The organism is Streptomyces bambusae, from assembly GCF_020532645.1.
GTDB lineage: Bacteria > Actinomycetota > Actinomycetes > Streptomycetales > Streptomycetaceae > Streptomyces > Streptomyces bambusae.
This window is the reverse complement of sequence record NZ_JAJAUZ010000065.1, coordinates 1-23,527: the sequence shown is the minus strand read 5'-3', so window position 1 is coordinate 23,527 and position 23,527 is coordinate 1. Positions and strand designations below refer to the sequence as shown.

The 23,527-nt window shown below is 72.5% G+C and carries 20 protein-coding genes; 10 read left to right on the top strand and 10 right to left on the bottom strand.

Annotated features, from left to right (window positions below; all coding sequences use genetic code 11):
* The first annotated feature begins 69 nt into the window (after positions 1-69).
* The 3 genes from hemB to LG634_RS31105 all read left to right on the top strand — a co-directional run bounded on the left by hemB (position 70) and on the right by LG634_RS31105 (position 2,424).
* Positions 70-1,071 carry a porphobilinogen synthase gene (gene hemB, locus LG634_RS31115; RefSeq protein ID WP_226738724.1) on the top strand — a complete coding sequence of 334 codons (1,002 nt, stop codon included), beginning with the start codon at positions 70-72 and terminating at the stop codon, positions 1,069-1,071.
* A 311-nt stretch (positions 1,072-1,382) separates the two neighbouring features.
* A complete protein-coding gene (locus LG634_RS31110) occupies positions 1,383-2,078 on the top strand; it encodes an alpha/beta fold hydrolase (RefSeq protein WP_226738722.1) in 696 nt (231 codons plus the stop codon).
* Positions 2,079-2,151: 73 nt separating this feature from the next.
* Positions 2,152-2,424, top strand: a complete 273-nt coding sequence (locus tag LG634_RS31105; RefSeq protein ID WP_226738720.1) for a DUF1876 domain-containing protein — start codon at positions 2,152-2,154, stop codon at positions 2,422-2,424.
* Positions 2,425-2,440: 16 nt separating this feature from the next.
* Here LG634_RS31105 and LG634_RS31100 read toward each other — a convergent pair whose 3' ends face one another.
* Positions 2,441-2,980, bottom strand: coding sequence for a GNAT family N-acetyltransferase (locus LG634_RS31100; protein WP_226738718.1), 540 nt, complete (start codon positions 2,978-2,980; stop codon positions 2,441-2,443).
* Positions 2,981-3,146: 166 nt separating this feature from the next.
* Here LG634_RS31100 and LG634_RS31095 point away from each other — a divergent pair, with 166 nt between their 5' ends.
* Together LG634_RS31095 and LG634_RS31090 are read left to right on the top strand one after the other, a co-directional pair.
* On the top strand, positions 3,147-3,821 hold the full coding sequence (locus LG634_RS31095; protein ID WP_226738716.1) for a transporter substrate-binding domain-containing protein: 675 nt from the start codon (positions 3,147-3,149) through the stop codon (positions 3,819-3,821).
* Between the two features lie 128 nt (positions 3,822-3,949).
* Positions 3,950-4,363: a hypothetical protein gene (locus tag LG634_RS31090; protein ID WP_226738714.1), complete on the top strand. Its 414-nt coding sequence runs from the start codon at positions 3,950-3,952 to the stop codon at positions 4,361-4,363.
* Between the two features lie 52 nt (positions 4,364-4,415).
* Here LG634_RS31090 and LG634_RS31085 read toward each other — a convergent pair whose 3' ends face one another.
* The 3 genes from LG634_RS31085 to argS all read right to left on the bottom strand — a co-directional run bounded on the left by LG634_RS31085 (position 4,416) and on the right by argS (position 10,833).
* Positions 4,416-5,222, bottom strand: a complete 807-nt coding sequence (locus tag LG634_RS31085) for a VOC family protein (RefSeq protein ID WP_226738749.1) — start codon at positions 5,220-5,222, stop codon at positions 4,416-4,418.
* 155 nt (positions 5,223-5,377) lie between these two features.
* A complete protein-coding gene (locus tag LG634_RS31080) occupies positions 5,378-8,767 on the bottom strand; it encodes an Ig-like domain-containing protein (protein ID WP_226738712.1) in 3,390 nt (1,129 codons plus the stop codon).
* Positions 8,768-9,054: 287 nt separating this feature from the next.
* On the bottom strand, positions 9,055-10,833 hold the full coding sequence (gene argS / locus LG634_RS31075; RefSeq protein WP_226738709.1) for an arginine--tRNA ligase: 1,779 nt from the start codon (positions 10,831-10,833) through the stop codon (positions 9,055-9,057).
* Between the two features lie 155 nt (positions 10,834-10,988).
* Between argS and lysS the strand changes: the two genes are divergently transcribed.
* Entirely contained in the window at positions 10,989-12,719 is a 1,731-nt protein-coding gene (gene lysS, locus LG634_RS31070) for a lysine--tRNA ligase (RefSeq protein WP_226738708.1), read from the top strand.
* Positions 12,720-12,910: 191 nt separating this feature from the next.
* Here lysS and LG634_RS31065 read toward each other — a convergent pair whose 3' ends face one another.
* The 3 genes from LG634_RS31065 to LG634_RS31055 form a co-directional block, all read right to left on the bottom strand.
* Positions 12,911-14,413 (bottom strand): DUF2637 domain-containing protein, encoded by a 1,503-nt coding sequence (locus LG634_RS31065; RefSeq protein WP_226738706.1) that lies wholly within the window; start codon positions 14,411-14,413, stop codon positions 12,911-12,913.
* Positions 14,414-14,525: 112 nt separating this feature from the next.
* Positions 14,526-15,272 carry a DUF3558 family protein gene (locus LG634_RS31060; RefSeq protein ID WP_226738704.1) on the bottom strand — a complete coding sequence of 249 codons (747 nt, stop codon included), beginning with the start codon at positions 15,270-15,272 and terminating at the stop codon, positions 14,526-14,528.
* A 110-nt stretch (positions 15,273-15,382) separates the two neighbouring features.
* On the bottom strand, positions 15,383-16,195 hold the full coding sequence (locus tag LG634_RS31055) for a DUF3558 domain-containing protein (protein WP_226738702.1): 813 nt from the start codon (positions 16,193-16,195) through the stop codon (positions 15,383-15,385).
* Positions 16,196-16,384: 189 nt separating this feature from the next.
* Between LG634_RS31055 and LG634_RS31050 the strand changes: the two genes are divergently transcribed.
* Together LG634_RS31050 and LG634_RS31045 are read left to right on the top strand one after the other, a co-directional pair.
* Positions 16,385-17,578, top strand: coding sequence for an RtcB family protein (locus LG634_RS31050; protein ID WP_226738700.1), 1,194 nt, complete (start codon positions 16,385-16,387; stop codon positions 17,576-17,578).
* Positions 17,579-17,686: 108 nt separating this feature from the next.
* Positions 17,687-18,334, top strand: coding sequence for a polysaccharide deacetylase family protein (locus LG634_RS31045; protein WP_226738698.1), 648 nt, complete (start codon positions 17,687-17,689; stop codon positions 18,332-18,334).
* Between the two features lie 72 nt (positions 18,335-18,406).
* On the opposite strand, the gene LG634_RS31040 is transcribed toward LG634_RS31045, so the two are convergent.
* Positions 18,407-19,177 (bottom strand): SDR family NAD(P)-dependent oxidoreductase, encoded by a 771-nt coding sequence (locus tag LG634_RS31040; RefSeq protein WP_226738696.1) that lies wholly within the window; start codon positions 19,175-19,177, stop codon positions 18,407-18,409.
* 129 nt (positions 19,178-19,306) lie between these two features.
* On the opposite strand from LG634_RS31040, the gene LG634_RS31035 reads away from it, so the two are divergent.
* Complete coding sequence (locus LG634_RS31035; RefSeq protein WP_226738695.1) at positions 19,307-19,801, top strand: hypothetical protein; 495 nt, start codon at positions 19,307-19,309, stop codon at positions 19,799-19,801.
* Between the two features lie 91 nt (positions 19,802-19,892).
* Here LG634_RS31035 and LG634_RS31030 read toward each other — a convergent pair whose 3' ends face one another.
* Positions 19,893-20,651 (bottom strand): Mut7-C RNAse domain-containing protein, encoded by a 759-nt coding sequence (locus tag LG634_RS31030; protein WP_372482525.1) that lies wholly within the window; start codon positions 20,649-20,651, stop codon positions 19,893-19,895.
* A 334-nt stretch (positions 20,652-20,985) separates the two neighbouring features.
* Between LG634_RS31030 and LG634_RS31025 the strand changes: the two genes are divergently transcribed.
* The gene (locus LG634_RS31025; RefSeq protein WP_226738691.1) at positions 20,986-22,776 is read left to right on the top strand and encodes an NlpC/P60 family protein; all 1,791 of its coding nucleotides are present in this window, start codon (positions 20,986-20,988) and stop codon (positions 22,774-22,776) included.
* A gap of 57 nt (positions 22,777-22,833) precedes the next feature.
* Here LG634_RS31025 and LG634_RS31020 read toward each other — a convergent pair whose 3' ends face one another.
* Positions 22,834-23,325, bottom strand: a complete 492-nt coding sequence (locus tag LG634_RS31020) for a GNAT family N-acetyltransferase (RefSeq protein WP_226738689.1) — start codon at positions 23,323-23,325, stop codon at positions 22,834-22,836.
* Positions 23,326-23,527: the final 202 nt, after the last annotated feature.

Below are 23,527 nucleotides of genomic sequence, written 5' to 3'. Positions count from 1 at the left end.
GCCTTCCGTCGCCCCGGGCGGGCCTAGGCTTGGGGCGACTGCTGTCGATGGCTTGAAGAGGCGACGAAGATGAGCGCGTACGGTTCCTTCCCTGGCTCGCGGCCCCGCCGCCTGCGCACCACCCCGGCGATGCGCCGGATGGTGGCCGAGACGCGGCTGGATCCGTCGGATCTGATCCTGCCCGCGTTCGTGCGGGAGGGCGTCAGCGAGCCGGTGGCGATCTCGGCCATGCCGGGGGTCGTGCAGCACAGCCGGGACACGCTGCGGAAGGCCGCCGTGGAGGCGGTGGAGGCGGGCGTTGCGGGGATCATGCTGTTCGGGGTCCCCGAGGACGAGAAGAAGGACGCGCTCGGCACCGCCGGGACCGAGCCCGACGGGATCCTCCAGGTCGCGATCCGCGACGTGAAGGCCGAGGTCGGCGACGACCTCGTCATCATGTCCGACCTGTGCCTCGACGAGTACACCGACCACGGCCACTGCGGCGTGCTGGACGCCGACGGCCGGGTCGACAACGACGCGACCCTGGAGCGCTACGCGGAAATGGCGCAGGTCCAGGCCGACGCCGGCGTCCACGTCGTCGGCCCCAGCGGCATGATGGATGGCCAGGTCGGCGTCATCCGTGACGCGCTCGACGAGACCGGCCACGAGGACGTGTCGATCCTCGCGTACACGGCGAAGTACTCGTCCGCGTTCTACGGGCCGTTCCGCGAGGCCGTCGCGTCCAGCCTGCAGGGCGACCGCAAGAGCTACCAGCAGGACCCGGCGAACGCCCGCGAGTCGCTGCGCGAGCTGGCGCTCGACCTCGAAGAGGGCGCCGACATGGTGATGGTGAAGCCGGCCGGCCCCTACCTCGACATCCTCTACCGCGTCGCGCAGGCCGTGGACGTGCCGGTCGCCGCGTACCAGATCTCCGGCGAGTACGCGATGATCGAGGCCGCCGCCGCGAACGGCTGGGTCGAGCGCGACCGCGCCATCATGGAGACCCTGCTCGGCATCAAGCGGGCCGGCGCCGACACGATCCTCACGTACTGGGCGACCGAGGTCGCCGGGTGGCTCCGCCGCGAGCGCTGAGCCGCCGGCCGGCCCGATCCCGCAGACCCCGCAGACCCCCTCAGGCGTACCGGGCGGCGAACGTCGCCCGGTACGCCGTCCTGGTCGACCGGCGTACGTGATCGGCCCCGCCCGCGTCCCGGCGGACCGGTCTTCCCACGGGCCTCGCCCGTCGCGGCGTACCTCGCCGAGGTGGCCGAACGGGACGGATTGCGCGCCGTGTTCCCGACCGCGGAGGCGGCCCGGGCACACGAGTCGATCGACACTCGACGGGCCTCCGGAAAGCTGGTCCCGACCGTCGCGAAGGACGTCACCGAGAAGGGGACCACCCGATGACCACGTACGTACTCGTCCCCGGCGCCTGGCACGGCGCCTGGACCTTCGAGCCGATGGCCCGCGCCCTGCGCCGCGCGGGCCACGAGGCCTACCCGCTCACGCTGACCGGCATCGGCGCGCGCAAGCACCTGCTGACCGCCTCCGTGAACCTCGACACCCACATCGACGACGTCCTCGGCCTGCTCGCCGACGAGGACCTCACCGACGTGGTGCTCGTCGGCCACAGCTACGGCGGCATGGTCATCACCGGTGCCGCGGACCGCGCCCCGGACCGGGTGGCCGGGCTGGTGTACGTGGACGCGCTGGTGCCGGAGAACGGGGACTCCTGCTGGTCGCTCGTCGACCGCCACCAGCGCGAGTGGTACCTGGAGGGCACCGCGGCCGGCGGCTACGCCAGCGAGCCGCTGCCGTTCTTCGACCCGCGGGCCACCGCCCACCCGCTGGCCTCCCTCATGCAGGCCGTACGCCTCCAGGGCCCGCCGGCCGCGTCCCGGACCTTCGTGTACGCCGAAGGTTGGGGCGAGGTCTCGCCTTTCGGCCCGGTGTACGAGCGGCTGTCGGCGGACCCGTCCTGGGTCGCCCACGCCCTGGACTCGGGCCACGACGTGATGCGGGACCGGCCGGAGGAACTCCTGGAGATCCTGCTGGAGGCCGGCGCCCGGGCAGGGGCGGGGGTCCCGGCCTGGGGCTGAGCCGCCGGCGCGCGGGGCGGGCCCGGCGGGCGCACCCTGGAAGGAAGAGGGCGACCTCCGGAGGTGATCCACGATGTCCACGCACGTGGGATGGCACGTCGAGTGTGAATTCGAGGACGAGGGCCACCGGACCAGTGCGGCATGCCTGGTCAGACTGGCCGACGGCACGGAACTGAAGGGCCGCGGATACGCCCTGCGGCACCCCTCCGACCCGGATCAGCTGCGGGTCGGCGAGGAGATCGCGGGCGCCCGTGCGCTCATGGACATGGCCTCGCAGCTGCTGAGCAAGGCGCACAGCGAGATCGACGAGGCGACCGGCCGCCACTCGTATCCGATCAACAGGTGAGTCCCGGGGACCCCGGTCAGGACCGGGGTCCCTCCGCCACGTCCACCAGGACGTCCGTCGACGTGTCCTCGACCAGGTCGATCCAGCTGGTGACGCTGTCCCCCTCGCGGACGGCCACCGCGCCGAGGCCGTCGAGGAGGCGGAGGACGGCCGTGTTCTCCGGCTTGGTGCTGATGTGGAGCGCACCGAAACCGGCGGTGCGGGCCAGGCCGATCATGCGCTGAAGGACCGCGCCGCCGACGCCGGCGCCGCGCTGGCTGCGGCCGATCCACACACCCGCCTCGACCGTGCCGAGCGGCTCGTCGAGGGGGCACAGCCGGGCCGCGCCGGACACCACGCCCCCGACGTCGATCGTGTACGTCACCTCCACCGGCTCCGCGGCGAGCGCCCGCGACCGGTGGAAGGCCAGGAACGCGTCCTGCCGTGCCTGCGTCCAGCCGGGCGGGCCGTCGACCGGCGGCATGACCTCGCGCGGGTCCGCGTCGGCGACGGCCGCGGCCAGCAGGGCCCGGAGCCGGGCCTCGTCGAGGGGGTGGAGGGTGACGTCGGTCCGCACGGCGGTCCCCTTCGGGGTCGGTTGCCGGCCCCGCTGAGGGCTTTCGGTGGGCAGCATGGCACAACTCCGCGCCCGCAGTTCCGCCCGGCGGACCCTGCCCTACGCTTCGCCGCATGGGGAACGGACACATCGCAGCGGACATCATCGAGGACCTGGCACCACCGGCGTGCTGCGCGCCTCGGTCAACCTCGGCAACCCCGTGCTCGCCCAGGGCACGCCCGACGCACCCGCCGGGATCACCGTGGACATCGCACGGGAACTCGCCGCCCGGCTCGGCCTGCCCGTGGAGTTCCGGTGCTTCGACGCCGCCCGGAAGTCGTACCGGGCCATGGCCGGCGGCGACGCCGACATCTGCTTCCTCGCCGTGGACCCCGTGCGGGAGGCGGAGGTGGCGTTCACCGCGCCGTACGTGCTGATCGAGGGCGTGTACGTGGTCCCCGAAGCCTCGCCGCTGACCACCGTGGCCGAGGTGGACACGGCCGGCGTCCGGATCGGGGTCAAGGAGGGGTCCGCGTACGACCTCTTCCTCACACGGGAGTTGGCGCACGCGGAGGTGGTGCGCGGGGCGGAGGGCGTGGACGTGTTCCGCGAGCGGGGGCTGGAGGCGGGGGCCGGGATCCGGCAGCCGGTGACCGCGTACGCCGCCGCCCACGACGGAGTGCGGCTGATCGGCGAGGCGTTCATGCAGATCCGGCAGGCGGTGGGCACCACCCGGGACCGGAAACCGGCGACGGTCGCCCACCTGCGGGCGTTCGTGGAGGAGCTCAAGGCGGGCGGGTTCGTGGCGGACTTGCTGCGGCGGTCGGGGCAGTCCGTGACACTGGCGGCACCGGCCGGGTGAGACCCGTGCCCGGACGGCGTCCGCACGCCTTCCGTTCACCGGTCGCGCGCTCCGGCGGGATCCACCGGAACCGAACCACACCCGTGCCGCGCACAACCGCCGTCCCGCCGCGGGAGTCTGACGGGCCGGTGCGCACCGACGGGCCGGTGCGCACCGACGGGCCCGCCGCGCGCACGGCCCCGGCCGCCACCGCTGCCGGGGCGGCCGCGGTGAACCTGCCGATGGACGCCGACGTCGTCAGCGTCGGCGACACCGGCTACCTGACCACCCGACCGGGTGACACCGGTCCGGCCGTGCTGGAGTGGCACCGGTTCTCCGACGGCTCCGTGGTGCGCGTCGGCACGGACGTGACGGGCCTCGACACCACTTCGCAGCTCGTGGGCGCCGGGGACGTCACCGGCGACGGACGGCCCGACCTGATCGCGTACGTCCCGTCCGGCACCTCCGTGTACCGCTCGACGGGCACGGCCACCGCCCCGTTCAGCCGCCGGACGACGCCGCTCCACGCGGGCGAGGGCGGCAGGTTCAACAGCCTGGCCTGAACCGGCCGGCCCGCCGTGGGACCCGGACCGGCCGGGCCCCACGGCGCCGCGCTCACGCCGGGTCCGGCTCCTGCGGGTCCTCCACGCTCCGGATCACGGCGAACACCGCGCCCTGCGGGTCGGCGAGCACCGCCATCCGCCCGACCGGCATCTCGAACGCGGGCGCCAGCACCCGCCCGCCGGCCTGCTTGGCGGCCGCCTGCACCCGGTCCACGTCGTCCACGTGGAAGTACGTCATCCAGTGCGGCGGCGTGCCGGTGGGGTGCTGGTCCAGGCCCATCACCCCGGCCACCGCCCGCCCGTTGACGACCAGCTCCGTGTACCCGGTGACGCCCGGGATCTCGGACGGCCGGCCGGTGACGGGCACCACGGCCTCGTAGTAGGCGGCGGCCGCCTTGGTGTCAGTGGTCGCCAGCTCGTTCCAGATCACCGCGTTGTCCTCGTTCACGACCCCCGCGCCGGGGAACGTGCCGGGCTCCCACACGCCGAACACCGCGCCCGTCGGGTCGGCGAGCACGGCCATCTTCCCGAGGTCCATGACGTCCATCGTCTCCACCACGGTCTGCCCGCCCGCCGCACCGCCCGCCGCCACGGCCGCCGCCGCGTCCTCGGTGGCGAAGTACGTCGTCCAGGCCGCCGGCGGCACCGGGTCCATCGGCGTACCGTCCGCGTTGATCGCGCCCATGATCCCGGCGACCGGCTGCCCGGCCAGCCGACACACGGAGTACCCGGCCTGCTCGGGCGGCCCCACCTCCGCCTGCCACCCGAACAGCCCACCGTAGAAATCCAGCGCGGCCTGCTGATCACCCACCATCAGATCCACCCAACAGGGCGTCCCGGGCCTATACGGCCCACGCATCACAGCCACCGGAACCTCCGCTCCACACCCCCCACGACCAACCGGACGCGCCGTCCCCTACCCGCCCCCCACCCCGGGAATCGGGCCGTTCGGGGGAACGCGGAAGGCCCCGCCCGGCACGTGGTGCGGTCGGGGCCTTCCGGGGGTGTGAGGGGTCAGGGCTTCTTCGGGGGGTTCTTCGCGGGGTTCTTCGGGGTTTTCGGCTTCGGGGGGTGGGTGGAGGTGTCGGTGGATTCGGTGTGGGTGAAGTCGATGCGGGTCTGGTGCTTCGTGGTCTCCGGGTAGGCGACGTAGATCGCGCCGCTGGTGGAGTGCTCGGGGCGGTCCGTCTTCACCACGGCCCGCGGGGACGTGGCGTACACGAGGAGCGAGTCGCCCTTCTCCGGGCGGACGCCCGTCGGCGGGCCGCCGTGCACCGACAGGTGGGCACTCACGGAGTCCTTCACGAGGAACTCGACCTTGTCCTGGCCGCCGCGGGCGAGGACGCCGATCCGCTCCGCCTGCGCGGTCGCGATCCGCAGCCCCAGCAGGTTCACCTTCGTGGACGGGGTCCGCACCAGCGGCAGAGCGCCGACGTGCAGCGTCGTGAACGTGTCCACCACGCCGCGGATCACGTCACCCCGCGTGGTGCCGACGATCGTGACCTCGTCGTCGCCGCCGAAGGTCGCGATCCCCACCTCACCGGTGACGTGGGAGAAGTTCAGCACCTGCGCCGAGTCCGCCCGGGTCAGCCGGCCGCTCTGCACCGCGGTCGGGGTGAACGTCAGCCGGTCGTCGGCCGAGCCGCCCCGCACCGACGCGCCGTGGCCCGCCGCGTCCAGGTTGACCACCGGGATCCCCTGGATGCCGACGACCCCGCCCGGAACGCCCGGGAAGCCGGTGACCCGGCCCTCCGCGAGGTCCGCCACCACATCGGCCGTGGCCCCGGTGAGGGTCAGCGACTGGTGGGCGATGGTCACCGGCAGCGCCGCCGAGGACGCGCTGACGTTGCCCGCCAGGTCCTCCAGCAGCACCGCGACCCCGTACCGGCCGTCCCGCAGCGCCGAGCTGACGACCTCGTACTCCCCGGCCGGGGTGACGACGTCCTTGCCGACCACGGTCGCCGTGCCGCCCGCCGGTGTGGCCAGCAGCCGCACCAGCGCGTTCGGTTCGACCGCCGAGCCCTGGAAGGCCGGCTTCACCAGTGTGGTGACGTCATCGGAGTCCACCCCGCCGCTGTCGCTGGACGCCAGCAGGTCCGGGGCGGTGGCCGGCCGCGCCGGGGCGGTCGTGTCCAGAGTGACCAGCAGCGCGTGCGCGCTCTCCGGACCCGAGCCGACCACGTGCCCGGTACCGCCGGTCCGCGGGTCGTCCGACGGGTCGACGACCACCACCTCGGCCGTGATCTGGTTCGGACCTTCCCGCAGCACCGGGTCCAGCCGGATCTCGTACAGACCCGGCCGGGCCGTCGGAGAGGCGAAACCGACCTGCTCGCCGTCCCGCTCCACGGCCACCTTGAAACCGGGCACGTCATCGGCGAGCGTCGCCGTCGCGTTCTGCGGCGAGAACGCGACGCCCGCCGCCCGCAGCTCCGCGTCGTCCACGCGCAGTTGGAGGTCCGGGCCGACGATCCGGGTGACGTCGTCGCGGTCCGAACGGCCCGAGTCCGACTGGCGCGCCAGGTCCAGCGCGAACGGCTCCGGCGCCGTCCTGCCCACCACCACCAGGTCGTACGAGCCCTGCGGCGGATCGGTCGGCGAGGCGTCGCCCGGCCGCGTCGGATCGGTCACCGCCGCCGCGCTCACCACGACCAGGTACGTCTCGTCCTGCACGACCGGGATGGCGAGCCGCCCGGTGGACGTGCCCGCCCGGGTGCTGACCGTGCCGGCCGCGACCCGGTTGCCGAACTTGTCGTACGCCCGCACCGCGAGCGGCGCCAGCACCTCGTTGAAGCGGATCTCCGCCGTCACGTGCCCGGTGTGCCGCGGCGTGATCCGGAAGAAGTCCACGTCCGTGGCCGAATGCAGGGTCAGGCCGCGCCGGTTGAACTGCTCGTTCGACCCGAGATCGGCCGCCACCGCATGGTCCGCCGACTCGTTCGGCTCGTGCGCGTCGGGGAACGCCGCCAGCAGCGAGAACACGTCGAAGTACGTGTCCTGCACACCCTGCGCCGGCGCGGTCGCCGTCGGCGGTGTCCGGTTGCCCGTCCACGACGCGTAGCCGATGCCGTCGACCGCCCACACACCGTTGTACTCGCCGATCCGCAGCGTCCGGTTCGTCGAACCGGCCCCGCAGTCGAAGCGGCACGGGGCGTTCAGGTCCGGGTCGAACGGCTCGTCACCGATCCGGAAGTCCTCCGCGAAGGTCTGCCCGCCGTCCCGGCTCGCGGTCCCGTACACCTCCAGCAGGAAGTTGTTCCCGCCGTTGCGGCGGCCGCTGCGGTTGTCGTACCAGGTGACGGCGATGTTCCCGTCCTGGTCGATGTGCGCGGTCGGCATCACGGCGAACGTACGGCCCGGACCGTGGTCCACCCGGCCCCGCGTGAACGACAGGCCGTTGTCCGTCGACCGGGCGATCACCACATCGGCGTCGTCGCCGGTGCCGAACGCGTTGTCCGGGTCGTCGTTGCCGATCACGTACACGTGCCCGGCGCGCGCCGGGTCCGGCAGGATCCACGGCTGCACCGAACCCTGGAGCCAGAAGTCCGTGCCGGGGATCGTGGCCGTACCGGACTGCACGTTGCAGGTCACGGTCGCCTGACCGGCCGGGAACGCCGCCGACTTCTGCGGGACCGTGCCCGCCGCGAAGTCCGCACCGCCCGAGCCGTCGCGCAGCAGCTGCACGGTGCCCGTGTTCGCCGCCCCGCACGTGTTCGTGTGGTACGCCACGTACAGGTCGCCGTTGCGGGCGACGGCCGCGTGCGAGGGCCACACGAACCCCTCGGCGGCCACCGACAGCGCCGCCGCGGCGGACCACGTGGTGCCGGCGTTCACCGAACGCGAGAACAGGATCCGGGTGTTGGCGCCGTTGAACTCGGTCCACACCAGGTACAGGTTGCCCACGTACGGGCTCACCGGGTTGGCGTCCACGACCAGCCACTGCTTGTCGTGGTCGACCGCGCCGTTCGCGCTGACCTGCACCGGCGTGTACGTCTGGTTGCCCGTGGTCGTCGTGTCGGCGATCCGGGCGACGCCGATGCCGAGCTGGTTGGGGCTGGTGTTCAGGCCGCGGGAGAGGTGGGTGACGAACAGCCGCCCGTCGGCGTCGAACGCCAGCGACGGGTCGCCGTTGCACGGCGCGACGGTGGACGTCCGGGTGATCGGGAAACCGTCCCGGCCCCAGTTCAGGTCGATGTGGACGGTGCAGCCCTGCATGACCGCCACCTGCGACGGCCGGCGCGGATTGACGGTGGCGTTGTGCGGCTCGTTGTTGCCGCTGGCGATCCGGCGGTCGTCACCCGCCCACGCGGGCGCGGCACCGGGGCCGAGCACCACGAGCGACTGGAGGACGAGCAGGACGCTGCTGACGAGGGTGACGGTTCGGCGGCGGATCCGGTGGGTCAGCATGCGGCCTGCTCTCTGGCTCTGGACATCCCTCTCCTTCCGGCCCGGCGGCCGCACGTGACCCGCGGCCCGGGCGCGCTGTTCGCGAGAGGACTGTGACAGCGCCCGCACCGGCGCCCGGCGCGTCGCGGCCCGAGTCACGCGGATTCACCGGGTTCCCCGGCCGAATCATCCGTGCAGACCACCGGACGATCGTTTCTGCGCGGCGGACGGGCGACCCCCGAACGCGCCGCGGCCCCCGCCTCCCGGAAGGGGAGACGAGGGCCGCGGTCGTACGGGCCGTGCCGAGGTCAGAGACGCTCGGGGGTGCGGATGCCGAGGAGGGACATGCCCTTGGCGAGGGTCCGTCCGGTCAGGTCGGTCAGGAACAGACGGTTCTCGCCGACGGCGAGCTCCGGCTCCGGCTTGATCACCGGGCAGTGCTCGTAGAACGACGTGAACAGCGACGCCAGCTGGTACAGGTACGCGGCCAGCTTGTGGGGCGCGTACTCCGCAGCCGCCTCCGACACCAGCGCACCGAACCCGTCCAGGTGCAGGCCCAGCGTCCGCTCGGCCGCCGCCAGCTCCAGCTCCGGGTGCGCGACCGGACTCCGGCCCTCCGCCTTGCGCAGGATCGACTGCGTACGGGCGTACGCGTACTGCAGGTACACCGACGTGTCGCCGTTCAGCGACACCATCTGGTCCAGGTCGAACTTGTAGTCACGGGCCGCGGACGTCGACAGGTCGGCGTACTTCACCGCGCCGATGCCCACGAACCGGCCGTTCTCCACGATCTCCTGCTCCGACAGGCCCACCTTCTCGGCCTTCTCCCGCACGACCGCGGTCGCCCGGTCCACCGCCTCGTCCAGCAGGTCCACCAGCCGCACCGTCTCGCCCTCACGGGTCTTGAACGGCTTGCCGTCCGCCCCCAGGACCGTACCGAACGCCAGCTGGTGCGCGTGGACGTCCTCGTTCAGCCAGCCCGCCCGGCGAGCCGTCTCGAAGACCATCTTGAAGTGCAGCGACTGGCGCGCGTCCACGACGTACACCAGGCTGCTCGCCTTCAGGTTCCCCACCCGGTCGCGGATCGCCGACAGGTCGGTGGCCGCGTACCCGAAACCACCGTCCGACTTCTGCACGATCAGCGGGGTCGGCTGGCCGTCCGGGCCCTTGTACTCGTCGAAGAACACGCACAGCGCGCCGTTCGACCGGACCGCGACGCCCGACTCCTCCAGCAGCCGGCAGGTCTCCACCAGCATGTCGTTGTAGCCGGACTCGCCGACGATGTCCGGGTCCTGGATGTCCATGTCCAGCTTGTCGAACACCGAGTAGAAGTAGATCTTCGACTCGTCCACGAACCGCTGCCACAGCGCCAGCGTCTGCTCGTCGCCCGCCTGCAGGTCCACCACCCGGGCCCGGGCCCGCGTCTTGAACTCCTCGTCGGCGTCGAACAGCGCCCGCGACGCCTTGTACAGGCGGTTCAGGTTCGACATCGCCTCCTCGCCGGACTGCTCCGACGACTCCCCGGCGGCCTTGTGGTCCAGCTCGTGCGGGTGCTCCAGCAGGTACTGGATGAGCATGCCGAACTGCGTGCCCCAGTCGCCGATGTGGTGCCGGCGCACCACCGTCTCACCGGTGAACTCCAGCATCTCGACCATCGCCGCACCGATGACCGCCGACCGCAGGTGGCCGACGTGCATCTCCTTCGCCACGTTCGGCTGCGCGTAGTCGATCACCGTCGTGCCGGCGTGCTCGTTCACCGGCACGCCCAGCCGGTCGTCGCCGGCCCGCGCGGCCAGCGTCTCGACGATCGCCCGGTCGGAGACCGTGATGTTCAGGAAGCCCGGACCGGACACCTCGACATCGGCGATCACACCGCCCTTGTCGAGGGCGTCCACCACGGTCCCGGCCAGCTCGCGCGGATTGGCCTTGGCCTTCTTCGCGAGCGCCAGGATGCCGTTGGCCTGGAAGTCGGCCCGGTCGCTTCGTCGCAGCAGCGGGTCCGCGGCACCGGCCTCCGGCAGGGCGGAGGAGAGTGCGGCGGAGACGCGCTGTTCTACGGCGGACGCGAGGGAAGGGACCGAGGCCATGAGCTGCCGTTCCTGTGAGGGTGCGTAGGTATACGTCGGGAGCGGCAAGTATCCCATGCGGCCGCATCACCCGGCCCGTGGATAAAAGCAACCCCGGAGCCTCCCCGTCCGTCTGGGAGAATGTTCCAGCCAGCATTCGAGTAGAAGGACGTGTCGTGGCTCAGAGCGCCCAGAGCAGCACCGAGACCGACTGGGTCTCCCGTTTCGCGGACGAGGTCATCGCCGAGGCGGAGCGGCGTGCGCCGGGCAAACCTGTCGTCGTCGCGTCCGGCCTCTCCCCCTCCGGCCCCATCCACCTCGGCAACCTGCGCGAGGTCATGACCCCGCACCTGGTCGCCGACGAAGTCCGCCGCCGCGGCCACCAGGTCCGGCACCTGATCTCCTGGGACGACTACGACCGCTACCGCAAGGTGCCGGCCGGTGTCCCCGGCGTCGACGAGAGCTGGGCCCAGCACATCGGCCGCCCGCTGACCTCCGTCCCCGCCCCCGCCGGCTCCGCATACCCGAACTGGGCCGAGCACTTCAAGGCCGCCATGGTCGAGGCGCTCGCCGAGCTGGGCGTCGAGTTCGACGGCATCAGCCAGACCGAGCAGTACACCACCGGCGCCTACCGCGAGCAGATCCTGTTCGCGATGAAGCACCGCGGCGACATCGACGCCGTCCTCGACCAGTACCGCACCAAGCAGAAGCCGGGCGCGAAGAAGTCGCAGAAGCCCGTCGACGAAGCCGAACTGGAAGCCGCCGAGGGCTCCGGCGCCGCCGCCGAGGACGACGGCACCGGCGACTCCGGCTACTTCCCGTACAAGCCGTACTGCGGCTCGTGCAACAAGGACTTCACCAAGGTCGTCTCGTACAACGACGAGACCACCGAGATGACCTACGTCTGCACCGAGGACGACTACACCGAGACCGTCAAGCTCACGGAGTTCAACCGCGGCAAGCTGGTCTGGAAGGTCGACTGGCCCATGCGCTGGGCCTACGAGGGCGTCATCTTCGAGCCCTCCGGCGTCGACCACTCCTCGCCCGGCTCGTCGTTCCAGGTCGGCGGCCAGATCGTGCACATCTTCGGCGGCGAGCAGCCGATCGGCCCGATGTACGCGTTCGTCGGCATCAGCGGCATGGCCAAGATGTCCTCCTCCAAGGGCGGCGTCCCCACCCCCGCCGACGCCCTGAAGATCATGGAGCCGCAGCTGCTGCGCTGGCTGTACGCCCGCCGCCGCCCCAACCAGTCCTTCAAGATCGCCTTCGACCAGGAGATCCAGCGGCTCTACGACGAGTGGGACAAGCTGGAGGCCAAGGTCGCCGACGGCACCGCCCTGCCCGCCGACGCCGCCGCCCACTCCCGCGCCGTGAAGGTCGCCTCCCACGAGCTGCCGCGCACCCCGCGCCCGCTCCCGTACCGCACCCTTGCCTCGGTCGTCGACATCACCGCCGGCCACGACGAGCAGACCCTGCGGATCCTCCACGACCTCGACCCGGCCCAGCCGCTGACCTCCCTCGACGAGGTCCGCCCCCGCCTGGACCGCGCCGAGAACTGGATCACCACCCAGGTCCCCGCAGACCAGCGCACCCTCGTCCGCGAAGAGCCCGACACCGCACTCCTCGGCTCCCTCGACGACCAGGGCCGCGAGTCGCTGCGCCTCCTCCTGGAGGGCCTCGACACCCACTGGTCCCTCGACGGCCTCACCACCCTCGTGTACGGCGTACCGAAGGTCATGGCCGGCCTCGACCCCGAAGCCAAGCCCACCCCCGAGCTGAAGGTCGCCCAGCGCACCTTCTTCGCGCTCCTCTACACGCTGCTCGTCAGCCGCGAGACGGGCCCGCGCCTGCCCACGCTGCTGCTCGCCGTCGGCGCGGACCGCGTGCGCAAGCTGCTCGCGGTCTGACCCCGCCCGACCACGACGGAGGGCCGCCACCCCGGATCACGCCGGGGCGGCGGCCCTCCGCCTTGCCCGCCCCTCAAACCCCCGGGGCTCCGCCCCGGACCCGCAGGCCGAAGTCCGGGCCGGGGGGAAGACAAGCCCGTCCGGCGATTGAGGACCGGGGTGCGGGGCGGAGCCCCGGGGTGGGAGGCGGGTTACGCGATGTGCTCGGCTTCCAGTTCGGCCTGGTGGCGGTGCTTCAGCGTCGGCAGCATCGCCCGCAGCAGCGCACCGCCGCGCGGGTGGGTGATGCCGTGCAGGTCGGCCAGGTATATGTCCAGCTGCTCCGCGTTCGGGAACGTGTTGTGCTCGTCCACGTACGAACGGAACACCCCGTACGCCGCCTCGAAGAACTCCTGCTCGTCCATGGCCTCTTCGACGGCCGGAGCCGCGGCCCCGGCAGGCTGCGCCGCGTACGGCAGGTCCGCCTGGCCCGCCAGGTAACCCGTCTCCACGACCGCCTGCGGATCCGCGTGCGCCGCGAACCACGAACTCGGGTGCGGACCGGGCATCTGCGTCGGCTCCAGCGGCTCGGGCAGCGGCACCTGCACGTGCTGGGGGGCGGCGGGCTGCTGGACCACGGGCTGCTGGACCACGGGCTGCTGGACCACGGGCTGCTGGACCACGGGCTGAGCGGACTGGGCCGGCTGAGCGGACTGGGCCGGCTGACCGGGCTGAACCGGCTGACCGGGCTGCGGGCCCGCCGGCACCTGCGCCTGCTGCGGGACCGGCCGGGCCTGCCCGGTCTCCTGGACCTGCGCCGCCTGCGGGTGCCCCTGGGCCGGCTCGGCGGCCGGGACCGCGGCCGCCACCACGGCGTGCTCCTGCGGCTGGACGGACTGCCCCTGCGGGACGGACTGCGTCGGCCCGACCGGCCGCACAGCCTCCTGCGCACCCTCACCGCCGGCCTCCGCGACCGGCGCCGGAACCTCGCCCGCCGCCAGCGCCGGCTGCACCGGAGCCGGCGGCAGCAGCGCCGGCTCGATCCCCGCCGCCGCCAGACCCGACGGACCCGTCTGCGACAACGGCACACCGATCCGCGCCAGCCGCAGCGGCATCAGCGCCTCCACCGGCGCCTTCCGCCGCCAGCCCCGCCCGTACCGGGCCTGCAGCCGCGCCTGGTAGATCAGCCGGTCCTGCTCCATCACGACCGCCTGCTCGTACGACCGCAGCTCCCACAGCTTCATCCGCCGCCACAGCTTGAACGTCGGCACCGGCGACAGCAGCCACCGCGTGATCCGCACGCCCTCCATGTGCCGGTCCGCCGTGATGTCCGCGATCCGGCCCACCGCATGGCGCGCCGCCTCGACCGTCACCACGAACAGGATCGGAATCACGCCGTGCATGCCCACGCCCAGCGGATCCGGCCAGGCAGCCGCACCGTTGAACGCGATCGTCGCCGCCGTCAGCAGCCAAGCAGTCTGCCGCAGGAGCGGAAACGGAATCCGAATCCAGGTCAGCAGGAGATCGAGCGCGAGCAGCACGCAGATGCCCGCGTCGATGCCGATCGGGAAGACCAGGGAGAAGTCCCCGAACCCCTTCTTCAACGCCAGCGCACGCACGGCGGCGTACGAACCGGCGAAACCGATGCCCGCGATGATCACTGCACCGGCGACCACGACGCCGATGAGTATCCGGTGCGTGCGCGTCAGCTGCATCGCGGCCACCCGCGATCCCCTCCCACTTATCAGGCTCTGGCGGGCACAGCCTGGCACATGCCCGCCAGACCTGCGCAGGCCGGGGACGAACTCACTGTCCGCGACCCGCCCGCTACGCCGTCTTGTTGGCCGCGGCCACCGCCGCCACCGACTCCTTCGCCGCCGCGATCGCGTCCTTCAGCAGCTCGGCCGCGTCCGGAGCCTTCGCACCCTCGTAGGCGGCACCGTTGTAGTCGAGCGTGATCACCACGTTCTCGGTCCGCGCCACGACCGTCTGGTTGAAGAAGTCCACGCCCTTCTTCACGCTGTACGTCACCGTCGTCGCCTGGTTGCCGACACCCGCCGCGTCCGCGACCTTCACGTTCTTCGCGCCGGCCGTCGCCTTCGCACCCTCGACCTGCTTCGCGTACTGCTCCTCGGCACGCTTGTTGCCGCTGCCCAGCGACTCGTGCGAGTCGTAGCGGGCCAGCGACACCGCCAGCCAGCGGTACGACGAACCCTTGAGGCCGTCCTCGTCCAGGCCGTTCCACGAACACGTCGCCCGGCTGGCCAGGTCGTTCGACTTGGACGCCGTACCGTCCTCGTCCTTCGCCTCCGGCACCAGGTCGCCGACGGTGTCCGCCGTCACCACCTTGCACGGATCCGGAAGCTTCGCGAAAGCCGCCTTCTCCAGCGTCGGAGTCGGCTTCGGCGTCGGGGTCTGCGGGGCGGACGCCGAGTCCTTGGACTTACCGCTGTCTCCGCCGGAACCAGAACCGGAATCCTTGCCGGAGTCGGACGAACAGCCGGTGGCGACAAGGATCACCGGGACGGCTGCGCAGGCGAGAACGCGGGTGAGGCGCGAGGCTGAACGGTGCATGGTTCCTTCTGTCGTTCGTCGTCAGGACCGTGCAACGGTAGCCCGACCCGGCAGTGCACTGCTGTGCGAGAGGTCACGCGCAGGGGTGCCGGGACGCTCCCGGACCCCCCTCAGCCGCCGATCCGCTCGGCCAGCCCGGTCGCCAACTCCAGTGCCCTGGCCTGCGTTTCCTCACCGTCCGGCACCACACCGGGCTGTGCCGACTGGACCGTGTACTCCACCGTGACGATCACATTGGATGTGCGGAACACGATACGGACCGTCCGCGCCTTGGCCGTCGGACCGGCCGCCCCGAGCTTGTCGTCGAGGAACGCGGAGTCGGCCAGGTCGTCCAGGACGCGGGATCCCAGCACCGGCGTCGCCGATCCGCTCGGCGCACCCGACGCACTCGCCGCGGCCGGCGGCGGGCTCGCCGCCCCACCGGACGGGGACGCCGTGGCCGACGGGGTCCGCGAGGGCGTCGGCAGCGCGGTCGCCGGGGTGGCCGGGACACCGGCCGCCGTCAGCTGCCGCTCGTACACCTGCTCCGCCCGGTCGTCGTCACTGACCGCCGGTTCGTACGACACGACCCGCTCGTAGCCCACGTACAGCAGCCGCGCCGCATCCGAGGTCTCCGACTTCCAGCGGCAGCCGACCCGGCGGTCCGCGTCGTACGACGGGTCCGCCTTGCCCGCGTACAGCTGCTCGACCTGCTCGGTCGTCAGCGCGGGGGACGCGGGCAGCATTTCCTTGAGCCGCTTCGGGCCCACCGAACGGCACGGCTCGGGCAGGCTGCGGTACTTGCCGGGCGGTGCGGCGACGGCCGTACTGCCCGGCTTGCTGTCGGCGAGCAGGTCGTCACCGCCGGAGCCGGCGCTGCACCCGGACACGAGCACGGCGAGCACCGCCGCGATGCCCGGCAGGACCACTGCCTTGCGCTGCACCTGCACGCTCCTTCGCCCCGTCCGGCCCGTGCGGCCGGCGAAATCCGTTTGCCCCGCCCGGGTGTCGGGCGGAAACAATGTCTATCGCACGCACCGCAGCTGACGCCGGTCCGATGTCCCATTCGGCCCCAAGAGCGAGGCTTTTGCGTTTTACGGGCTTTCATCTGATTTCGGGGGAATGGTCAACTCATGTCGTACATAGAGGTACCGGGCGCACGGGTCCCGATCCGCATGTGGACGGATCCGGCGAGCGTCGACGAGGGCGCCCTGCGCCAGCTCCAGAACACCGCCACGCTGCCGTGGATCAAGGGCCTGGCGGTCATGCCGGACGTCCACTACGGCAAGGGCGCCACGGTCGGCTCGGTCATCGCCATGAAGGACGCCGTCTGCCCGGCGGCGGTGGGCGTCGACATCGGCTGCGGCATGTCCGCCGTCAAGACCTCCCTCACGGCGAACGACCTCCCCGGCGACCTGTCGCGGCTGCGCTCGAAGATCGAGCAGGCCATCCCGGTGGGCGCGGGGATGCACCGGGAGGCGTTGGACCCGGGGCGGCTGTACGGGTTCCCGGCGAAGGCGCTGGACGGGCTGTGGGAGCGGTTCGACTACCTGGCGGATGCGGTGAAGTTCCGGCGGGAGCGGGCGGGGAGGCAGTTGGGAACCCTTGGCCAAGGGAATCACTTTGCGGAGGTTTGTGTCGATACGTCCGATTCGGTGTGGCTCATGCTGCACTCCGGGTCCCGGAACATCGGCAAGGAGCTTGCTGACCATCACATCGGCGTGGCGCAGAGGCTTCCGCACAACCAGAACCTGGTTGATCGGGACCTCGCCGTCTTCATCGCGGAGACCCCGCAGATGGCGGCGTACCGCAACGACCTGTTCTGGGCTCAGGAGTACGCGAAGTTCAACCGCGCGATCATGATGAGCCTCTTGAAGGAAGTCGTCCGCCGGGAGTTCCGCAAGGCGAAGGTCGCGTTCGAGCCGGAGATCAGCTGCCACCACAACTACGTGGCGGAGGAGCGGTACGACGGCATGGACCTGCTGGTCACGCGGAAGGGCGCGATCCGCGCCGGCGGCGGCGAGTACGGGATCATCCCCGGTTCGATGGGCGCCGGCTCGTACATCGTGAAGGGGCTCGGCAACGAGAAGTCCTTCAACTCCGCCTCGCACGGCGCGGGCCGCAAGATGAGCCGCGCGGCCGCCAAGCGGGCCTTCTCGACGCGGGACCTGGAGGCCCAGACCAAGGGTGTCGAGTGCCGCAAGGACTCCGGGGTGATCGACGAGATCCCCGGCGCCTACAAGTCCATCGAGCACGTCATCGAACAGCAGACGGACCTGGTCGAGGTCGTCGCGAAGCTGAAGCAGGTCATCTGCGTGAAGGGCTGACCGGCAGGCAGGCGGAGTGCCAACTGCCTTTTGCCGCACGGGGGATTGACGCCCACCTTGGTCTAGACCAAGGTGGGCGGCATGTGGAGATCTCGGGTGGTTATTGGCATGCTCGCGTCAGTTCTGTCGGTGGTGGGGGTGGCCGGGCCCGCCAGTGCGGGGGTGGGGTTGCCGCCGGTGGTCGGGCGGGTGCCCACGGCCGAGAAGGTCGTGTTCATCAGCATCGACGACGGGTGGTACCACGATCCGGCGGTGGCGCGGACGCTCGTCGAGAAGCGGGTGCCCGTCTCGCTGTTCCTGCTGCCCGGGGCCACCGCGTACGACACCGGGTACTTCACGGGGATGGTGGACGACGGGCGGGCGACGGTCGAGAACCACACCGTGAACCATCCGGACCTGACCACGCTCGACGCGGCCGGGAAGGACGCGGAGGTGTGCGGGGCGGGGGAGCAGCTGGCGGCGGTGTTCGGGCGGACGCCGAAGCTGCTGCGGCCGCCGTACGGGGCCGTGAACGACGACGTGCGGCTGGCGGCCAAGGCCTGCGGGGTGAAGGCGCTGGTGACGTGGACGCACGACTTCACGACGTGGGGCGAGACGCCGCCGCCCGTGCCGCGGCTGGCGGCCGGGGACATCGTGCTGCTGCACTTCACGCCGACGCTGGCGGCCGATCTGAAGCGGGCGCTGGACGCGGCGAAGGCGGCCGGGCTGAAGCCGGCGCCGCTGATGCCGCACCTGAAGGCGGCGGGGCTGGTGTGAGGCTGCGGACCGGAAAGGGGCGGCCGCCCGGGGTTCGTACCCGGGCGGCCGCCCCCTTCGCGTGCGTACGGGTTACAGCTCGCGGTGGACCTTGGTGTTCGAGGCCTGGGCGCGGGGGCGGACGACGAGGAGGTCGATGTTCACGTGGGAGGGGCGGGTGACGGCCCAGGTGACGGTGTCGGCGACGTCGTCGGCGCTGAGGGGCTCGGCCACGCCGGCGTAGACCTTGGCGGCCTTCTCGGTGTCGCCGCGGAAGCGGGTGGTGGCGAACTCCTCGGTCTTGACCATGCCGGGGGCGATCTCGATGACGCGGACGGGCCGGCCGACGATCTCCAGGCGGAGGGTTTCGGCGAGGACGCGGGCGCCGTTCTTGGCGGCGACGTAGCCGGCGCCGCCCTCGTACGTGCTGTGGCCGGCGGTGGAGGAGAGGACGACGACGGTGCCGTCGCCGCTCGCGACCAGGGCGGGGAGCAGGGCCTGGGTCATGTGGAGGGTGCCGAGGACGTTGACCTCGTACATGGTGAGCCAGTCGGCGGGGTCGCCGGTGGCGACGGGGTCGGCGCCGAGGGCTCCGCCGGCGTTGTTGACGAGGACGTCGCAGCGGTCGAGGGAGGCGGCGAAGCCGTCGACGGCGGTGCGGTCGGTGACGTCGAGGGCGTGGGCGGCGGCGGAGTGGCCGGCGGCGTTGAGCTCCTCGGCGAGTGCCTCGATGCGGTCCTTGCGGCGGGCGGTCAGGACGACGTGGTAGCCGGCGGCGGCGAGCTGCCGGGCGGTGGCTGCGCCGATTCCGCTGCTCGCCCCGGTGATGACGGCGGTACGGGCGGGGGCGGTGACGCTGCTCATGGGGGCTCCTCGACCGGATGTGCGTTCGTTTCGGTACGGCCAGGATAGGCAGGCGTCCGGGGGAGCGGCTCGTCCTCGATCGAGTGATGATCCGATGAGCGGCATCGAAGGGACGCTTACCGTGCGGGCATGTGCGAGAGCGGGAAGTGCCGGAAGTGGCTGAGGGCGGCGGTGGCCGCCGGGCTGGTGCTGGTGGCCGGGGCGGTGGGGTCGGCCGGGCCGGCGGTCGCCGACGGGGCCGCGGCCGATGTGGCGTACCACGGGAAGGTGGCGCTGGCGCGGGGTGCGCTGGCGGTCTCCCTGACGCCGGAGAACCTGGGGCCGGGCGCGGTGGCGAACGCGACGGTGCGGGTGCGGGCGTCGGTGGACCTGGCGGGGGGTGCCCGGCTGACGGCGGGGTGTGCGCGGGCGGGTGCGCGGGTGGTGGTGTGCGAGACGGGGGCGCTGCCGGAGCGGGGGGCGGGGCGGCGGATCGAGCTGCTGCTGCCGTTGCAGGAGGCGGCGGTGCGGGAGGTCGTCGTGCGGATCGACACGTTCTGGGACGGCGGCGTGGCGGACGGCAACGCGGCCAACAACCGGCATGTGGTGCTGGCGCTCGACACGGGCGACACGTACGCGTTCTGAGGGGGGCGTGGCCCTGACCGCCTGCACGGGGCTCCGCCCCGGACCCCGGTCCTCGATGTCCCCCAGCCCCAGAGGGCCGGGGGAGACCGGGTCAGCGGGTTCGGGTCGGGTGGGGGCCGAATTCCTCGACGGCTTCGCCGACGATGCGTTCCAGGCGGGCGTGGTGCGCGCCGCGCCAGTAGACGCGCGAGCAGTCGGTGCACTGCGCGAAGACGTCGTACGTACGGTGCGTGCCGTCTTCGATGCGGTCGCCGACGGAGTCCTTGGTGGCGCGTTGCAGCGGCCCGTTGCAGGCGGTGCAGCGGGTCCAGGGCTGGAGCCGGGGCGCGAAGCGGCCGAGGACGTCGCGCAGCTGCTCGTCCGGCTGGTCGCTGTAGACGTACGCCCCGGCCCAGAGTTCGCGGCGGCGCAGCAGGCCGCGGTCGCGGGAGAGCAGGACGCGGTGTTCGGCGGCGGAGCGGGTGGCGAGGGCGGGGTCGCCGATGTCCTCGCTCTCGTATGCGGCGTCCACGCCGAGGAGGCGCAGGCGGCGGGCGAGGGTGCCGAGGTGGACGTCGAGGAGGAAGCGGAGGGGGGCGCCGGGGACCTGCTGGGGGCGTTCGACGCCGTGGACCTCGACGGATTCGCCGGCCTGGGGGACGTGGGAGACGGGGACCTCGCGGCCGTCGACGAGGAGGCGGCCGACTTCGGTGAGGGGGACGCCGGCGGATTCGACGACGTGGCCGAGGCTGGAGGTGCCGTCCGTGGTGGTGCGGGTGCGGTCGGCTCGCTTGTCGGGCGCGGCGAAGAGGCGTAGCTCGGGGGCGAGGGTCAGGTGGATCTCCGGGCGGGCGTTCACGTGGCCCAGCATGCCAGGTGGGGGTGACGGGGGGTGGGTTATTTACGGGGCGCTGCCCCCCCTTGGCCCCGCGCCTCGATCGCCGGCGGGGCTCAAGGATTCGGGGCTCTGCCGCGGACCCCGCGCCTCAAACTCCCCCAGCCCCAGGGGGCTGGGAGGTACCCCCTGGCGGGGCTGGATGCAGCCGGCGGGGCGGGATGGGGCCGGCGGGGCGGGATCCGGCGGGGAGTGCCGGTGGGGGAGTGCCGGTGGGGGAGTCCGGTATTTCCGGGGCTGGCGGAATTTGGGATTCCGTTTTGAGGGGCCCGGCTGAAAGTCGACTTTTCTCTGGTCGCATCATGGCCGCATGTCGAACACCACCCGCCCCGCCGGTACCTCCCGGCGGTCCCTGCTCGCCGCGCTCACTGCGACCGCGGCCGGTGCGCCGCTCGTCTCGCTGACCGGTGCCGCCACCGCGCACGCCGCGCCCGCTGCGGTGCCCCTCGCGGCCCCCGCGGCCGCCCCCGCCGGCACCGTCGCCGCCGGGCTCACCACGCCCCGGTCGGCCGTGACCGTCGCCGCCCTCGGGGCCGACTGGTTCACGCCGGTCACCCTCGGAACCCTCACCACTGCCGTGCTCGCCGGGACGCCGGCGCGGACCGAGGTCACGGCCGCGGGCAAGCGGGTCGCGCTGCTCACGCACGGGGCGCGCACCGTCGTGCTGCCCGGGCCCGAGCGGACCTTCACCGAGAACAAGCGGCCCTTCGCCGACGACTTCCAGCGGACTCTGCCGGACCCGGCGCTGCCCGAGGCGGACCGCGTCTACTGGGGCACGGCGCCGGCCGGCGGCGGCTGGACCACGCTCGGCGGGGCCGCCACCGACTTCGCTGTGACCCCGGGCGCCGGCACGATCACCCTGACCACCGACTTCGCCAGCCGGCACGCCAGCATCCGGGACGGCGAGATCACCGACGTGGACGTCCGGTCGGTCGCGAAGTTCGACAAGGTGCCCACCGGGCAGGCCTGCTCGTACGCGCTGTCCTTCGGCTACCAGGACACGCACAACAACTACCGCGCCCGGCTGTCCTTCCTGACCTCCGGTGCCGTCGAGCTCCGCGTGGAGAAGGAGGTCGACGACGTCGTCACCCAGCTGGTGCCGACCGTCGCGCTGGCCACCGGTGTCGCCGCAGGGACGAACTGGACGATACGGGTGCGCCGCGTGGGCGCCCACATCCAGGCGAAGGCCTGGCGCACGGACTCCGCCGAGCCGTCCGCCTGGTCCGCGGAGGCCGACGACACGACGTTCGGCAAGGGCCGCGTCGGTCTGCGTGCCCTCGCGAACGACGGCTGCACCAACCTGCCGGTCAAGCTGACCGTCAGCCGCTTCGAGGTCACCCAGGCGACCTGGCAGAACCCGCCGTCGGTCACCCACCGCGACTGGGTGCGGGTCCTCGACCAGCCCTTCGACGGTACGGTGACCCCGGCGCTGGAGGCGCAGATCCGGGCCTGGGCGGGTTCGACCGCGCCGGACGTCCTCGCGTACGCGGCGATGTTCCTGCCGGGTGCCCCGGCGGTGACCTCGGGCGCGGCGCCGACGGCCGGCAAGCAGGTCCTGGGGCAGGCCGGGTACGGCTACCTCGACCCGCAGGGCAACCGGTACGAGGGTGCCGACTTCCACGAGTACATGAACCTCGGCTGGACCTTCCCGGACGGCACCTACACCGGCCCGTCCAGCAAGCAGGTCGGCAACCTCGACTGCTCCGGCTTCACCCGCATGGTGTTCGGCCACCACCACAAGGTGCCGATGGCCGCCGGTTCGGACACCTCGAAGACGCGGCTGCCGCGCAAGTCCCGCGACATGGTCGACTACGCGCCGGGCGCGCGCATCGACCAGACGACCGGCACCGGCCGGCCGGACGCGGTCCTGCTGCAGCCCGGTGACCTGCTGCTGTTCAACGCCGACTCCGGTGACGACAACCCGACCGTCACGGTCGACCACGTCGGCATCTACCTGGGCAAGGACGCCGACGGCAAGCGGCGCTTCGTGTCCAGCCGCAAGACCGGCAACGGTCCGACGATGTCGGACCTGGCGGGTGCGTCGATCCTGGACGGCAACGGGACGTACGCGGAGAAGCTGCACACCGTGCACCGGATCTGACCCCCACCCGGCCCGGCCCGGCACGGTCCGCCGCCGCGGCGGGCGGCCGGGCCGGGCTCAGGCCTTCAGGAGCAGTACGTACTCCTCGGTGTCCGCGGCCCGGGCGTGCGCCCAGTTCGTTTCGCGGGCGGTGATCTCGAAGCCGTTGCGGGTGAGGACGCGGAGGGAGCCGGCGTTGTCGGCGGCCGCGCGGGCGTGCAGGGGGCGCTCGGTGACCTCGGCGAGGAGGGCGGCGAGGGCTGCGCTCGCCAGGCCGCGGCCCCAGTGCGTGCGGACGATCGCGTACGAGACGGAGCGTTCCTCGGGCGGGCCCCAGACGGAGGCGTTGCCGACCACGGTGCCGGTGCCGTCCACGACGGTGCGCAGCACGATCGTGTCGTCGGCGCGGATCCTGGCCCAGTGGGCGTCGAAGGCGGCCATGTCGTAGGGGTCCTGGCTGGTGAAGGCGGCCATCCTGTTGGACTCGGGGTCCTGGGCCATCTGCCGGAAGACGGCGAGGTCGGCGTCTGTGACGGGGCGGAGGCGGATGGCGGTGTTCTCCGTGTGCACGTGCCTGTCCTTTCGGCGGTGTCCCTCAGTGGCCCCGTCCGGTGCCGGGGCTCGAACGGTCGCTTCCGGCCTTGCCGGGCCGGCTCAGTCGCGCTGAACCCATTCCAGCCTCGCCGGGCCCATTCCAGCCCCGCCGGCGTTTGAGGCGCGGGGGCCCGGGGGCGGGGCCCCCCCAACCCCCCCCCCCCCGGGGCCGTTTCCC

What these genes read in the sequence shown, in the direction of transcription:
- argS (WP_226738709.1), bottom strand. Translation starts at nt 10,833, where the DNA reads ATGGCCTCGGTCCCTTCCCTCGCGTCCGCCGTAGAACAGCGCGTCTCC.
- LG634_RS31030 (WP_372482525.1), bottom strand. Translation starts at nt 20,651, where the DNA reads ATGCTGGGCCACGTGAACGCCCGCCCGGAGATCCACCTGACCCTCGCC.
- LG634_RS31025 (WP_226738691.1), top strand. Translation starts at nt 20,986, where the DNA reads ATGTCGAACACCACCCGCCCCGCCGGTACCTCCCGGCGGTCCCTGCTC.
- LG634_RS31040 (WP_226738696.1), bottom strand. Translation starts at nt 19,177, where the DNA reads ATGAGCAGCGTCACCGCCCCCGCCCGTACCGCCGTCATCACCGGGGCG.
- LG634_RS31035 (WP_226738695.1), top strand. Translation starts at nt 19,307, where the DNA reads ATGTGCGAGAGCGGGAAGTGCCGGAAGTGGCTGAGGGCGGCGGTGGCC.
- LG634_RS31080 (WP_226738712.1), bottom strand. Translation starts at nt 8,767, where the DNA reads ATGCTGACCCACCGGATCCGCCGCCGAACCGTCACCCTCGTCAGCAGC.
- LG634_RS31085 (WP_226738749.1), bottom strand. Translation starts at nt 5,222, where the DNA reads ATGCGTGGGCCGTATAGGCCCGGGACGCCCTGTTGGGTGGATCTGATG.
- LG634_RS31060 (WP_226738704.1), bottom strand. Translation starts at nt 15,272, where the DNA reads ATGCACCGTTCAGCCTCGCGCCTCACCCGCGTTCTCGCCTGCGCAGCC.
- LG634_RS31050 (WP_226738700.1), top strand. Translation starts at nt 16,385, where the DNA reads ATGTCGTACATAGAGGTACCGGGCGCACGGGTCCCGATCCGCATGTGG.
- LG634_RS31110 (WP_226738722.1), top strand. Translation starts at nt 1,383, where the DNA reads ATGACCACGTACGTACTCGTCCCCGGCGCCTGGCACGGCGCCTGGACC.
- LG634_RS31105 (WP_226738720.1), top strand. Translation starts at nt 2,152, where the DNA reads ATGTCCACGCACGTGGGATGGCACGTCGAGTGTGAATTCGAGGACGAG.
- LG634_RS31045 (WP_226738698.1), top strand. Translation starts at nt 17,687, where the DNA reads ATGCTCGCGTCAGTTCTGTCGGTGGTGGGGGTGGCCGGGCCCGCCAGT.
- hemB (WP_226738724.1), top strand. Translation starts at nt 70, where the DNA reads ATGAGCGCGTACGGTTCCTTCCCTGGCTCGCGGCCCCGCCGCCTGCGC.
- LG634_RS31065 (WP_226738706.1), bottom strand. Translation starts at nt 14,413, where the DNA reads ATGCAGCTGACGCGCACGCACCGGATACTCATCGGCGTCGTGGTCGCC.